At 42.9% G+C, this 12,593-nt stretch carries 9 protein-coding genes and 5 tRNA genes; 1 reads left to right on the top strand and 13 read right to left on the bottom strand.

Annotated features, from left to right (window positions below):
* Positions 1-53 precede the first annotated feature (53 nt).
* The 11 genes from ppiD to L1070_RS03730 form a co-directional block, all read right to left on the bottom strand.
* A complete protein-coding gene (ppiD, locus tag L1070_RS03780) occupies positions 54-1,964 on the bottom strand; it encodes a peptidylprolyl isomerase (RefSeq protein ID WP_237124553.1) in 1,911 nt (636 codons plus the stop codon).
* Between the two features lie 170 nt (positions 1,965-2,134).
* A complete protein-coding gene (gene hupB, locus L1070_RS03775; RefSeq protein WP_010371157.1) occupies positions 2,135-2,407 on the bottom strand; it encodes a nucleoid-associated protein HU-beta in 273 nt (90 codons plus the stop codon).
* Between the two features lie 202 nt (positions 2,408-2,609).
* A complete protein-coding gene (gene lon / locus L1070_RS03770; RefSeq protein WP_070984348.1) occupies positions 2,610-4,979 on the bottom strand; it encodes an endopeptidase La in 2,370 nt (789 codons plus the stop codon).
* Positions 4,980-5,101: 122 nt separating this feature from the next.
* The gene (gene clpX / locus L1070_RS03765; RefSeq protein WP_237124552.1) at positions 5,102-6,385 is read right to left on the bottom strand and encodes an ATP-dependent protease ATP-binding subunit ClpX; all 1,284 of its coding nucleotides are present in this window, start codon (positions 6,383-6,385) and stop codon (positions 5,102-5,104) included.
* A 125-nt stretch (positions 6,386-6,510) separates the two neighbouring features.
* Positions 6,511-7,128 (bottom strand): ATP-dependent Clp endopeptidase proteolytic subunit ClpP, encoded by a 618-nt coding sequence (gene clpP / locus L1070_RS03760; RefSeq protein WP_237124551.1) that lies wholly within the window; start codon positions 7,126-7,128, stop codon positions 6,511-6,513.
* A gap of 150 nt (positions 7,129-7,278) precedes the next feature.
* Positions 7,279-8,583, bottom strand: a complete 1,305-nt coding sequence (gene tig, locus L1070_RS03755; protein WP_070984341.1) for a trigger factor — start codon at positions 8,581-8,583, stop codon at positions 7,279-7,281.
* A 287-nt stretch (positions 8,584-8,870) separates the two neighbouring features.
* Positions 8,871-8,947, bottom strand: a tRNA-Pro gene (locus L1070_RS03750).
* A gap of 31 nt (positions 8,948-8,978) precedes the next feature.
* Positions 8,979-9,055: transfer RNA gene (locus L1070_RS03745), tRNA-Pro, on the bottom strand.
* Between the two features lie 14 nt (positions 9,056-9,069).
* A tRNA-His gene (locus L1070_RS03740) sits at positions 9,070-9,145 on the bottom strand.
* Between the two features lie 25 nt (positions 9,146-9,170).
* A tRNA-Arg gene (locus L1070_RS03735) sits at positions 9,171-9,247 on the bottom strand.
* A 37-nt stretch (positions 9,248-9,284) separates the two neighbouring features.
* Positions 9,285-9,361 (bottom strand) — tRNA-Pro (locus tag L1070_RS03730).
* 344 nt (positions 9,362-9,705) lie between these two features.
* On the opposite strand from L1070_RS03730, the gene folD reads away from it, so the two are divergent.
* Complete coding sequence (gene folD, locus L1070_RS03725; protein WP_070984338.1) at positions 9,706-10,560, top strand: bifunctional methylenetetrahydrofolate dehydrogenase/methenyltetrahydrofolate cyclohydrolase FolD; 855 nt, start codon at positions 9,706-9,708, stop codon at positions 10,558-10,560.
* A 70-nt stretch (positions 10,561-10,630) separates the two neighbouring features.
* Here the strand turns inward: folD and L1070_RS03720 are convergent, their stop codons facing one another.
* Positions 10,631-11,623 (bottom strand): phytanoyl-CoA dioxygenase family protein, encoded by a 993-nt coding sequence (locus L1070_RS03720; RefSeq protein WP_237124550.1) that lies wholly within the window; start codon positions 11,621-11,623, stop codon positions 10,631-10,633.
* Positions 11,624-11,699: 76 nt separating this feature from the next.
* Positions 11,700-12,569 carry an MBL fold metallo-hydrolase gene (locus L1070_RS03715; RefSeq protein ID WP_237124549.1) on the bottom strand — a complete coding sequence of 290 codons (870 nt, stop codon included), beginning with the start codon at positions 12,567-12,569 and terminating at the stop codon, positions 11,700-11,702.
* Positions 12,570-12,593: the final 24 nt, after the last annotated feature.

Raw genomic sequence — 12,593 nt, 5'->3', positions numbered from 1 at the left:
GTGAAAATAAAAAAGGCGCCAATCAGCGCCTTTTTTATTTTCACAATTGAAGGTTAATTTTCTTCTGTGACGTTGATTTTAGGACGTTTCACTTCAGCTTGTGCCTCTAGTGCACCAACAAATGCATTGTAGTTTTGATTGATTTGCGCCATCGAAATACTTTGCTTTTGCTGTGCGTCAATATCATCACTAACTTCAGGTGTTGTCACTGAGTTAAGCTTAAGCAATGCCGCATCACCATTGTTTAACTCAACCATAGCGAACTGAGGCTGACCTTCAACTGGATGTGGTAGCTGGAATGCTTTGCTAACAATGGCAGGAGAAAGGCTATACGACTGACGGTTTAAAGCCTTATCTGATTGTACTTCCAACTCTTCACCCGCAGCGATTTCCTCAAGTGACTTACCATCTTGTAACTGAGCGAATAAAGCTTGTGTGTGCTCTTTGATAAGTGAAGACGCTTTATCATTTACAAGCTTGGTTTTGATCTGGGCACTCACTTCTTCTAACGGCTTCGGCGCGGCGGCTTGATAATCTTGCACTCTAACAACCACAATATGCTCATTACCTACCTCAAGCACTCCCGAGTTTACACGGTCTTCTAGCACTTCAGGTGTAAAAATGGCACTGCTAACAGCTGGTGTGTTTAAAGGCGCTGGTAACGCATTGCGCGCTAGTAACTCAGTAGACTTCAATTCAACACCCGCCGCAATCGCCGCATCTTCTAAACTATCTGCAATTTCAAAAGCAAGCTCTGTTACTTCAGTCTGCTTCTGATAGAAAGCATCAACTTTTTCAGCTCTTTCAAGCTCAGCGCGAAGCTCATCTTTAACATCGTCATATGCTTTAACTTGCTGACGTTGAATATCTGTTAATTTGATAACATGAAGGCCGAATTCTGATGCAACTACATCAGTAATATCACCCACGTTTTCAAGTGCAAATGCTGCAGCCTCAAATTCTGGGTCCATCATGTCACGCTCAATCCAGTCTAGATCACCACCGATTTCAGCACTTACTACATCATCAGACTTTTCTTGCGCTAGCTCAGCAAAGTCAGCACCGCCTTTTAGTTCTTCTAAAATAGCTTGTGCCTTTTGCTGTACTTCAGCATCTTCGGCGCTGCCTTCCACTAAAATGTGCGCTACTCGACGTTTCTCTGGCTCGGTGTACTGATTTTTACTTTCTTCGTAATAAGCCAGTACATCGTCCTCAGAGATCTCTTTTGTAGGCGTAACATCGCTTGCTTTTAATTCTAGGTACTGAACAGCTACACGCTCAGGAGATTGGAACTGGCTTTGGTTAAGCTGGTAATAATCTTTTATTTCCTGCTCTGAAACCTCAACTTGGTCAGCAAGCTTGCCTTTATTTAGTACTAAGTAGTCTAGGTCACGTGTTTGTTGTTGCAGAGCAATCGCACTTTTCAGTTCAGATGTCAGCATGAAATCTGACCCAGCCACTGCGGTCACTAATTGATTTCTCGTCATCTCTTCACGTAAGTACTCACGGAAAGTATCTGGTTGGAAGTTCATTTGGCGAATCAGCTGTAAATAACGATCGTTGCTAAACTGACCACCAAGTTGAAAATACGGCATTTCTAAAATCGCATTTTTAACTTGCTCATCACTTACACGAAGCCCTAACTCTAGAGCCAACTGATTTTGTAATTCTTGCTGTACCAGCCTGTCCACCACACCTTCGCGAATGCGCGCCATGTATGCAGGATCTGCTGAAATTTGTGCGAAGTACTCACCAAATTGTTGCTCTAATCTTGCTCTTTCATTTTGGTATGCACGCGCAAACTCAGTTTGGCTGATTTTTGCTCCATTGACCTCTGCTACAGGTTGCTCTGTGGTTTGACCTAGGTAACCACCAATCCCTGCTAACGCAAAAGACAAGATGACTACGCCAAGTATAATTTTGGCTGCTGGGCCTTGAGACCCTTCTCTGATCTTTTCAAGCATTTGTTCTTCTCTTATCTAAGCCAAAGCACATGCTGCGCTTTGAAATTAATCGCTAATGTAAAAAAAGCGTATCTTATCAGATACGCTTTTTTTCTTGAAGCTGTTCACGGCTTTTACAATTTAAAAGTTGTGAAGCAACGTAAAGCCGCGTTTGCAATAGCGAGGCGGAATTAGTTAACAGCGTCTTTTAATGCTTTACCCGCTTTAAAAGATGGGATATTAGCTGCAGCAATCTGAATTGTCTCGCCAGTTTGTGGGTTACGGCCTGAACGAGCAGCACGCTCACGTACTGAAAATGTACCAAAGCCAACAAGTGCCACTGAATCGCCGTCTTTTAGTGCGCCAGTTACTGACTCGATGAATGAATCTAGAGCACGACCAGCAGCCGCTTTAGAAATATCAGCATCAGCTGCGATTTGATCGATTAATTGAGATTTATTCACAATATCATCCTCTTACATTGTTATTATCAAAAATGGTCTGACTATATAAAAGAATACCACTTTTGCTGTTAATTTAGAGACATCACAGCGACTCTCTAATTCGGAAATCTTTATCAAGCCTAGGCTACATAAGGGCTAGGCTTGAAACTAGTGCTTAAGTTAACATACCTTTTCGATTTGAAAAGCCCTTTCATGCACTTTTTTAGACTTTTTCTTCATTTTTGCTACTTTGAACAGCAAAACTCTCGATCGGATTCGCCAAAGCCAGTGATAATACTTCGTCAATCCAAGTAACAGGGTGAATTTCCAAACCTTCCAATACGTTCTGTGGTATCTCTTTTAAGTCCCTTTCATTAATTTTTGGGATCACGACCGTTTTAATGCCACCACGGTGCGCAGCAAGAAGCTTCTCTTTAAGTCCACCAATGGGCAGTACTTCACCTCTTAACGTGATTTCGCCCGTCATCGCCACATCTGAACGAACAGGGTTGCCCGTCAGGCTCGATACTAAGCCCGTCACCATCGCAATACCTGCACTTGGCCCATCTTTTGGTGTAGCACCTTCTGGTACGTGAACGTGGATATCACGTTTCTCGTAGAAGTCACTATTAATTCGCAGCTTATCGGCACGATTTCGTACGACGGTCATCGCCGCTTGAATTGACTCTTGCATTACATCGCCAAGTGAACCTGTATGCGTCAGCTTGCCCTTTCCTGGCACTGCTGCGCATTCAATTGTTAGCAAATCACCACCGACTTCAGTCCATGCAAGGCCTGTCACCTGGCCGATTCGATCACCATCTTCTGCTTTACCATAGTCAAAGCGCTGCACACCTAAGAATGATTCAAGGTTGTCTTGGTTGATCACAACCTGTTTGATGCCTTTATCTAACAAAATATTCTTGACAGCTTTACGGCACAGTTTAGAAATTTCACGCTCTAGATTACGTACCCCGGCCTCACGTGTGTAGTAGCGAATAATGCCAATAATAGCACTATCTTCAATCACTACTTCTTCTTCTTTCAATCCATTGCGCTTAATTTGTTTAGGGATCAAATGCTGTTTAGAGATATTCAGCTTTTCATCTTCCGTGTATCCAGAAAGGCGTATTACTTCCATACGATCAAGTAACGGACCTGGGATATTGAAACTGTTAGAAGTCGCAACGAACATCACATCCGACAAATCATAGTCCACTTCTAGGTAATGGTCCGCAAACGTACTATTTTGCTCTGGATCAAGTACCTCTAATAGGGCTGACGCTGGATCTCCACGCATATCCGATGACATCTTATCAATCTCATCTAACAAGAATAATGGGTTTTTCACTCCCACCTTGCTCATGCTTTGAATTAACTTACCTGGCATTGAACCGATATAAGTACGCCTGTGACCACGGATTTCTGCTTCATCACGCACACCACCTAAGGCCATGCGAACATACTTTCGGCCCGTAGAGCGCGCAATTGATTGACCCAAGCTTGTTTTACCTACCCCTGGCGGTCCAACTAGGCAAAGAATCGGCCCTTTAAGTTTATTTGTACGCTGTTGAACGGCTAGATATTCGATAATCCTATCTTTAACCTTTTCTAGGCCATAGTGATCAGCATCCAATATCTTTTGTGCGCCGGCTAAATCTTTTTTCACTTTAGAGCGTTTCTTCCATGGCACACCTATCATCGTATCTATATACGAACGCACCACGGTAGCTTCTGCCGACATAGGCGACATCATTTTTAACTTGTTAAGTTCTGACAGCGCTTTTTCTTCAGCTTCTTTTGGCATGTGTGCTTCACTAATGCGTTTTTTCAAAGCTTCAAATTCATCTGGCACATCATCCAGCTCACCGAGTTCTTTTTGAATGGCTTTCATCTGTTCATTCAAGTAGTACTCACGCTGAGATTTTTCCATTTGTTTTTTTACACGCGAACGGATTTTCTTTTCAACTTGTAGCAGGTCAATCTCACCTTCCATAAGCGCCATTAAATATTCTAAACGCTCAGTTACACTACTTAGTTCAAGTACTTTTTGTTTTTCAGGTACTTTGATAGGCATATGTGCAGCCATCGTATCGGCAAGACGAGATGCCTCATCAATGCCAGATACTGAGGTTAACACCTCTGGTGGGATTTTTTTATTCAGCTTTACGTAGCCTTCAAACTGACTCACCGCGCTGCGAATAAATATATCTTGCTCTTGTTCTTCAATATCTTGAGATTCAAGGAACTGTGCTTGTGCTAAGAAATAATCGTCTGTGACCAAAAACTCCTCAATTTTCGCACGCTGGGTGCCCTCAACGAGTACTTTAACTGTGCCATCAGGCAGCTTGAGCAACTGTAATACCGTTGCAATTGTGCCTACATCGTATATTTCATCAGTTTTAGGGTCATCAATCGTTGCGTCTTTTTGCGCAACTAAAAAGATTTGCTTGTCATTTTCCATCGCCGCTTCTAGGCATTTTATCGATTTTTCTCGACCTACAAAAAGCGGGATCACCATGTGTGGGTACACGACTACATCGCGCAGTGCCAACACAGGAATTTCAACTCGATCCGTTCTCTCAAGCGCCATTATATTCTCTTCACACTTCGTTAATTTTTATTTATATCGGATTATATGGGGATAGTGATTTAAAAGTTCAACTCATTTATAAAAAAAGGAGCCCTTGGCTCCTTTTTACACTATTCACATGCTCACTCAGATACCGCTTTGTCCTGAGAGCTATTTTCGTAAATTAGAATAGGATCAGACTCGCCTTTGATAACAGTTTCATCCACAACTACTTTACTAACGTTATCAATAGAAGGTAACTCGTACATTGTATCAAGTAACACTCCCTCTACAATTGAACGAAGACCACGCGCACCCGTTTTTCTTTCCATCGCTTTACGGGCGATTGCTTTTAATGCATCTTCGCGGAACTCTAGTTCAACATCTTCCATCTTAAACAATGCAGAAAATTGCTTAGTTAGCGCATTCTTTGGCTCATTTAAGATTTGGATCAATGCATCTTCATCAAGCTCAGTTAACGTCGCCACCACTGGTAAGCGGCCGATAAATTCAGGGATCAAGCCGTATTTTACTAAATCTTCTGGCTCAACATCTTTAAAAGTTTCACTCAAAGAACGCGAAGCATCTGATGACTTAACATTTGCTCCAAACCCAATACCTGTATTTTTATGGCTGCGTTGCTCAATTACTTTATCTAAACCTGCAAATGCACCACCACAGATAAACAAGATTTTTGATGTATCAACTTGCAAAAACTCTTGCTGAGGGTGCTTGCGACCACCTTGTGGTGGCACTGAAGCGACTGTACCTTCAATCAATTTAAGTAACGCTTGCTGTACCCCTTCACCAGATACATCACGGGTAATAGATGGGTTATCTGATTTACGAGAAATCTTATCGATTTCATCAATGTATACAATACCACGCTGGGCTTTTTCTACATCGTAATCACATTTTTGCAGCAGCTTTTGAATGATATTTTCAACATCTTCGCCAACGTAGCCTGCCTCGGTCAACGTTGTTGCATCAGCCATAGTAAATGGCACATCAAGTAGTCTTGCTAAGGTTTCTGCAAGTAATGTTTTACCACTACCTGTAGGACCTATTAGCAAAATGTTACTCTTGCTTAGCTCAACATCGTTCTTTGAACCTTGGCTACGTAGCCTTTTGTAATGATTGTATACCGCTACAGACAACACCTTCTTAGCATGTTCCTGACCGATAACATAATCGTCCAAGTGATTTCTAATCTCTTTTGGAACAGGAAGTTTGTCACCCGTATCATGTTTGGGTGCAATGTCCTTTATCTCTTCCCTAATGATGTCGTTACACAGTTCGACGCATTCATCGCAAATATATACCGAAGGGCCGGCAATCAACTTGCGTACTTCGTGCTGACTCTTACCACAGAAAGAGCAGTACAAGAGCTTATTACTTTTGTCGCCGTCTGTTGGAGTATCTGACATTCAGCTACCTCTTATTTTCGTTGTTACCTAAGAATATGGTAACCATATACATGATTTTAACTATACCAAATAAAGTTCACTTTAGCATAGTTGCAGGATGAGGTTTCTTACCTCACCTGTAAGATTTACTTGATTTCTCTGCGTGTATGAACAGCATCTACGAGTCCATATTCAACCGCTTCCTGAGCACTCATGAAGTTATCTCTATCGGTGTCACGAGATACAACATCAAATGGCTGACCGGTATGCTCCGCCATTAAGCGGTTAAGCTTCTCCTTGATCGACAAGATTTCTTTCGCATGGATCTCGAAATCTGATGCTTGACCTTGGAACCCGCCCAGAGGCTGATGGATCATCACTCTTGAGTTCGGTAAACAATAACGCTTACCTTTGGCACCACCAGATAATAAAAATGCGCCCATACTTGCAGCTTGACCAACACACACGGTACTCACGTCTGGTTTGATAAAGTTCATTGTGTCATAGATAGACATACCAGCTGTTACCGAGCCACCCGGAGAATTAATATAAAGGAAAATATCTTTCTCAGGGCTTTCTGATTCTAAAAACAGCATTTGTGCTACGATCAAATTTGCCATTTGGTCTTCAACTTGACCGGTAAGAAAAATAATACGCTCTTTTAAAAGACGCGAATAAATATCGTAAGAGCGCTCACCTTTAGCTGTTTGTTCAACAACCATAGGTACTAATGCATTTAGAGGATCGATCATACCGTCATTCATATTTTTTATTCCTTAATCCGCAGCTTTCTAAACGGCTGCGTCTAGTTGGTATTTTGTGCCTACAAACAAAAATGGCTCGGATAGACTACAAACCATTGTAGAACATCTCGAGCCATTAAATCGTTAGCTTAGCTTTAAGTCAATGACTTATTAAGCACCTTGCTGCGGATTCATGATTTCATCAAATGCTTTAGCAACGTCTGAAACGCTTGCTGCTGCTAGAATTGCTTCAACTGCTTGCTCTTCCATCGCAACATTGCGCATTTGCTGCATCATTTGTTCGTTGCTCTTATAGTAAGCAACAACTTCTGTTGGATCTTCGTAAGCAGATGCTACAGTTTCGATTAGCTCGTCAACTTTCGCTTCATCAACTTTGATGTCGTTTGCTTTGATCACTTCACCAAGTAGTAAGCCCGTCTTAACGCGTGTTACTGCTTGCTCGTGGAATAACTCAGCTGGAAGCTCTGGCATGTTTTGCGCATTGCCACCAAAACGTTGTGCCGCTTGTTGACGTAATGCATCGATTTCTTGATCGATTAACGCTTTAGGAACTTCAGTTTCGTTGTGCTCTAGAAGACCTTTGATAGCTTGATCTTTAACGTTTGCTTTAACTGCTTGAGTAAGCTCACGTGTCATGTTCTTTTTAACTTCTTCTTTAAGGCCTTCAACACCGCCTTCAGCAACACCGAATTTAGTTGCGAATTCGTCGCTTAGCTCTGGAAGCTCTTGAACTTCAACTTTCTTCACTGTGATTGTGAATTGTGCAGGTTTACCTTTTAGGTTCTCTGCGTGGTATTCTTCAGGGAAAGTTACATCAGCAACAACTTCTTCACCTGCTTTTTTGCCTACGATACCCTCTTCAAAACCTGGGATCATGCGGCCTTGGCCTAGCTCAAGAGGGAAGTCTTCTGCTTTGCCGCCTTCAAACTCTTCACCGTCAACAGTACCTACGAAATCGATAGTAACTCTATCTTTCTCGCCTGCTGCTGCGTCACTTTCTACCCAAGTAGCGTGCTGCTTGCGAAGCGTTTCTAGCATGTTTGCTAAATCTTCATCAGTTACTTCTACAACTGGCTTTTCAACAGTGATTTTATCAAGGTCTTTTAATTCAACTTCTGGATATACTTCAAAAGTTGCATCGAATTCTAAATCTTTACCTGCTTCTAAAGATTTTGGTGCAAAAGAAGGCGCACCTGCAGGGTTGATTTTCTCAGCTACGATCGCCTCGATGTAGTTACGTTGCATTAATTCGCCCGCCACTTCTTGACGAACAGCTGCACCGAAACGCTTTGCGATAACAGACACTGGCACTTTACCAACACGGAAACCATCTATACGCTGAGTTTTAGACAGTTGTTGTAAGCGTTTTTTAACTTCAGTCTCAACGTTCTCTGCAGGAACGGTGATAGTCAGACGGCGCTCAAGGCCTTGAGTCGTCTCAACAGAAACTTGCATGATTTACCTCAATCTTCAATTTTGGCGACAACGCGCCTTCCTTACAAACAAGTTGCACATCATGCCGTAATCAGCCTAACAACGGAAGCCCGTTTTGAGCACTAATTGCATGTGTTGTTCTTGTTGCCTGCCCTTCATGGGCGCTATGTTAAACAATAGACGCGGCATTATAACCTATAAAACCGTTTAGTCGAGCTATCAGGATAAATTTATGAAGATTTAAGGCTTGAATGGTTAAAAGTTGGTTAATTAAATTAAGAAAAGGAGTACTAATGATTTCAAGAAAGTGGTCGGCGATGCAGGATTTGAACCTGCGACCCCTTGGACCCAAACCAAGTGCGCTACCAAACTGCGCTAATCGCCGATGCAGATAAAATGTATTCTTTTTGAAGAAGTGGTCGGCGATGCAGGATTTGAACCTGCGACCCCTTGGACCCAAACCAAGTGCGCTACCAAACTGCGCTAATCGCCGACGGAGTATGTAGATGGGGCGACTGATGGGACTTGAACCCACGACAACCGGAATCACAATCCAGGGCTCTACCAACTGAGCTACAGCCGCCACTACATAGGGACTAAAATAAGAATGGCGCACCCTGAAGGATTCGAACCTTCGACCGACGCCTTAGAAGGGCGTTGCTCTATCCAGCTGAGCTAAGGGCGCATACGAACATCTTCATGTTGCTATTCTTATTTTAAAGTGGTCGGCGATGCAGGATTTGAACCTGCGACCCCTTGGACCCAAACCAAGTGCGCTACCAAACTGCGCTAATCGCCGATACCATTGTGTTGTTTTCGAGTGACCTCGTTGACAACGGGGTGCATAATAGTGATTTGGCCGAACTAGGTCAAACACTTTTTCAAAAAATCGTTCCAACTGACTACTTTTACTACAAAATGCTCAAGAAGTAGATCACTTTGCTGAAAATTAAACAATTTTGCTGTCCAAAGTATCGCTGATAAGCATATATTATTAGCTAAAACGGCATATCAGCTTGGCGCTTGCACTGTTTTCTGAGAAAATAGCGAAATGATGCTACCTAACATTGTGAAGTAGCAATTTGAGCATAACCCCTATACGCTCACTATCGTTCAAGTTTTTAATCCCAAGAAAGGTCACCCATGACGGCAAACATCATAGATGGTAAGGCAATCGCCAAACAAGTACGCACAACAGTAACTAAACGTGTTGCCGAGCGCGTTGAGCAAGGTCTTCGCGCCCCAGGACTCGCAGTTGTATTAGTAGGACAAGATCCCGCTAGTCAGGTTTATGTCGGTTCAAAACGTAAAGCATGTGAAGAAGTCGGGTTTGTTTCAAAATCTTTTGACCTCCCAGGGGACACTAGCGAGCAGCAATTACTGGAGTTAGTTGATACTTTAAATAACGACTCTGAAGTAGACGGCATTTTGGTTCAATTACCCCTACCTAAAGGGTTAGATGCTGAAAAAATACTTGAGCGCATTCATCCGCATAAAGATGTCGATGGTTTTCACCCATATAATATAGGTCGCCTTGCTCAGAGAATGCCAGCGCTTAGACCCTGTACACCTAAAGGTATTATGACGTTACTTGATTCAACCGGTGTGCGTTATAAAGGAATGCACGCTGTTGTTGTGGGCGCTTCTAATATTGTGGGTCGTCCTATGTCGTTAGAACTTTTATTGGCAGGTTGTACAACGACCGTATGCCATAAGTTTACTCAAGATTTAGAAGCACATGTTAGACGAGCAGATTTATTAGTTGTTGCGGTTGGTAAGCCTGAATTCATTCCAGGTGATTGGGTTAAAGAGGGTGCTATCGTAATTGATGTTGGTATTAACCGCTTGGACTCAGGCAAGCTAGTAGGTGATGTGCAATACAGCGTTGCCGAACAAAACGCTAGCTTTATCACTCCCGTACCTGGCGGAGTTGGCCCGATGACAGTCGCGAGCTTAATTGAAAATACATTAGAGGCTTGTGAGAAATACCATAGCTAAACGCCCTTTTTAACTTGTACAAAACAAAAAGCCACACAGCGTGTGGCTTTTTGTTTTCACTAGCAACCCATCAAACTTGTGGAAATGGATACATATTGATGTACTGCACAATTCTTGGCAGTTCAGCTAGATTGGGGCGACTACCATGTGGTAAGAACTGATGCCAAATGACCATGTCTCCTGCATTGGCACCGATAGCCTTAGAACCAAATTGATGGAAGTCTATCTCGTGCTGTTTGCCTTTATATTTTTCCACTTGCTTGGCTAACTGGTGGTGAAAGCCTGGCACAACTGTTAACGCCCCCTGCTCTGGTGCAGTATCGGTCAAATACACTATGCCTTGTGTGCCAAACTTTAGCGGTTTGGAGAAGTTTAAATCCCAATGCAAGTCTGGGCCTGAAAATGGGTGGGTTGGAGTTTGTGGCGGATTGAAACCGCACCTATCAGAAGACACTATCAGATCCTCAGTATTCCACAATTGGCTATAGGCTTTATGAATTCGTTTTATGTTACGCGCTTGTGTTAGCGCAGGATGTTGAATCAAATCAACCATGATACCCGCACTCACCTTTAACTCGTACCACTGAGACGCCTGACTAAGATCTGCATTTAAGAAACCAGCTATCGCTTTGATAACTGCATCGCACTGCTTTAGATCCAATGCCTGCTTTACTACCACGTAGCCCTCTTCCTGCCATTGTTGTAGGTCTTGCTCGGTTAATACATCTGGCATCGCAGCTATTTCGTCAAACAACTGCCGCATTGCAGTTGGCTGAGACTTTCCCGTCAGATAAGCATTCACACGCTCCAAATTCAATTCTTTTATGCAATTGAACTGGGCTATGTGAGTTAAAAAGCCTTCAAACGATGTAGTATTTGCATATACTGCGGATATGCCCTGATGTTGGCTAACCCCCAGTAAATCAAATACGGCACGGTCGACTTCACTATCTAACGTACGCTCTGAGGTTGTTGCATTAAGCAACTGGGTATGCTGCCACCAAGTATTTTCTAGAGCCGATGTCAGGCCAAGCCGCTGCAAGGTGTTTTCCAATAATGTCATTAATATTCCTTCATGTTCGCGGTAATGCACAAAAGCCACTTAGAAGAGCGCTAGTCGCTTGAAATTTTGCTTATTATCAATCACCGCTGGGTGATGAAGTCAAACTATGATAGAACAGTTTAGTCACCCTTTGTTGAGGCAACCAATCTGAATAGCTCAGCTCTAACTCAGCTAATGGCTCTGCCGCTATCACAGCATCTAAGCTTTGGTGCTTGTCTATCGCAACAAGCATAATGCGTTTAGCCCGTTCAAGAAGCGCTTTATATGCCAACAAACCGCTTTTATTCGTTACTGGACCGTGGCCTGGAATGACGGTGGTATTGTCATCAATATGCTCAAGTATATCCGCAACCGCTGCGATAACGCCGTCCAATGAACCACCGCTGTTCACATCCACATACGGCAAACTGTTCAGATTGAAGAAAATATCGCCCGTGTGTACCACATTTGCACGCTCATAAAAAATCACCGCGTCACCATCTGTATGGGCATTTTCATAATGCCAAATTTTGGCATTCTCACCATTAAAATGCAGCGTCATATCTTGACCAAAACTGATCACGGGCAAAAATTTCGAGCCCTCACCATGTTTATCTTTTAATCGGCGGTATACATTATTGTGTGCAATCACATGGCTACCCGCCTTGGCAAAATTCTCATTCCCGCCGGTGTGGTCACCATGGTAGTGCGTATTGATCACAAACTCTGGCACGCCCGGCTTCAGCTTACTCACTTGTGCCCTGATTTCTTCACTCAATTTTGCAAATTGATCATCCACAAGATAGATCCCGTCTTCACCAACGCTAATGGCTATATTTCCTCCTTGACCATAGAGTACGTGAAGATCCGGTGATAGCTGTCGCAATTTAAACTCTACAGTCGCATTTGCCGGGTGTGTGACACTCAATATCAACGGTAAAAAAAGTGTTTGCAAGATACGCTTCATAATCAAATCCATAACAAATATATT

The organism is Pseudoalteromonas sp. MMG022 (genome assembly GCF_021654245.1).
GTDB lineage: Bacteria > Pseudomonadota > Gammaproteobacteria > Enterobacterales > Alteromonadaceae > Pseudoalteromonas > Pseudoalteromonas amylolytica.
The sequence above is the reverse complement of the archived record's forward strand: the minus strand, read 5'-3'. Positions and strand labels throughout refer to the sequence as shown.

Excerpts from the sequence above, each read along its gene's own strand:
- ppiD (WP_237124553.1), bottom strand. The coding sequence starts at position 1,964 with ATGCTTGAAAAGATCAGAGAAGGGTCTCAAGGCCCAGCAGCCAAAATT.
- lon (WP_070984348.1), bottom strand. The coding sequence starts at position 4,979 with ATGGCGCTTGAGAGAACGGATCGAGTTGAAATTCCTGTGTTGGCACTG.
- clpX (WP_237124552.1), bottom strand. The coding sequence starts at position 6,385 with ATGTCAGATACTCCAACAGACGGCGACAAAAGTAATAAGCTCTTGTAC.
- clpP (WP_237124551.1), bottom strand. The coding sequence starts at position 7,128 with ATGAATGACGGTATGATCGATCCTCTAAATGCATTAGTACCTATGGTT.
- tig (WP_070984341.1), bottom strand. The coding sequence starts at position 8,583 with ATGCAAGTTTCTGTTGAGACGACTCAAGGCCTTGAGCGCCGTCTGACT.
- folD (WP_070984338.1), top strand. The coding sequence starts at position 9,706 with ATGACGGCAAACATCATAGATGGTAAGGCAATCGCCAAACAAGTACGC.
- L1070_RS03720 (WP_237124550.1), bottom strand. The coding sequence starts at position 11,623 with ATGACATTATTGGAAAACACCTTGCAGCGGCTTGGCCTGACATCGGCT.
- L1070_RS03715 (WP_237124549.1), bottom strand. The coding sequence starts at position 12,569 with ATGAAGCGTATCTTGCAAACACTTTTTTTACCGTTGATATTGAGTGTC.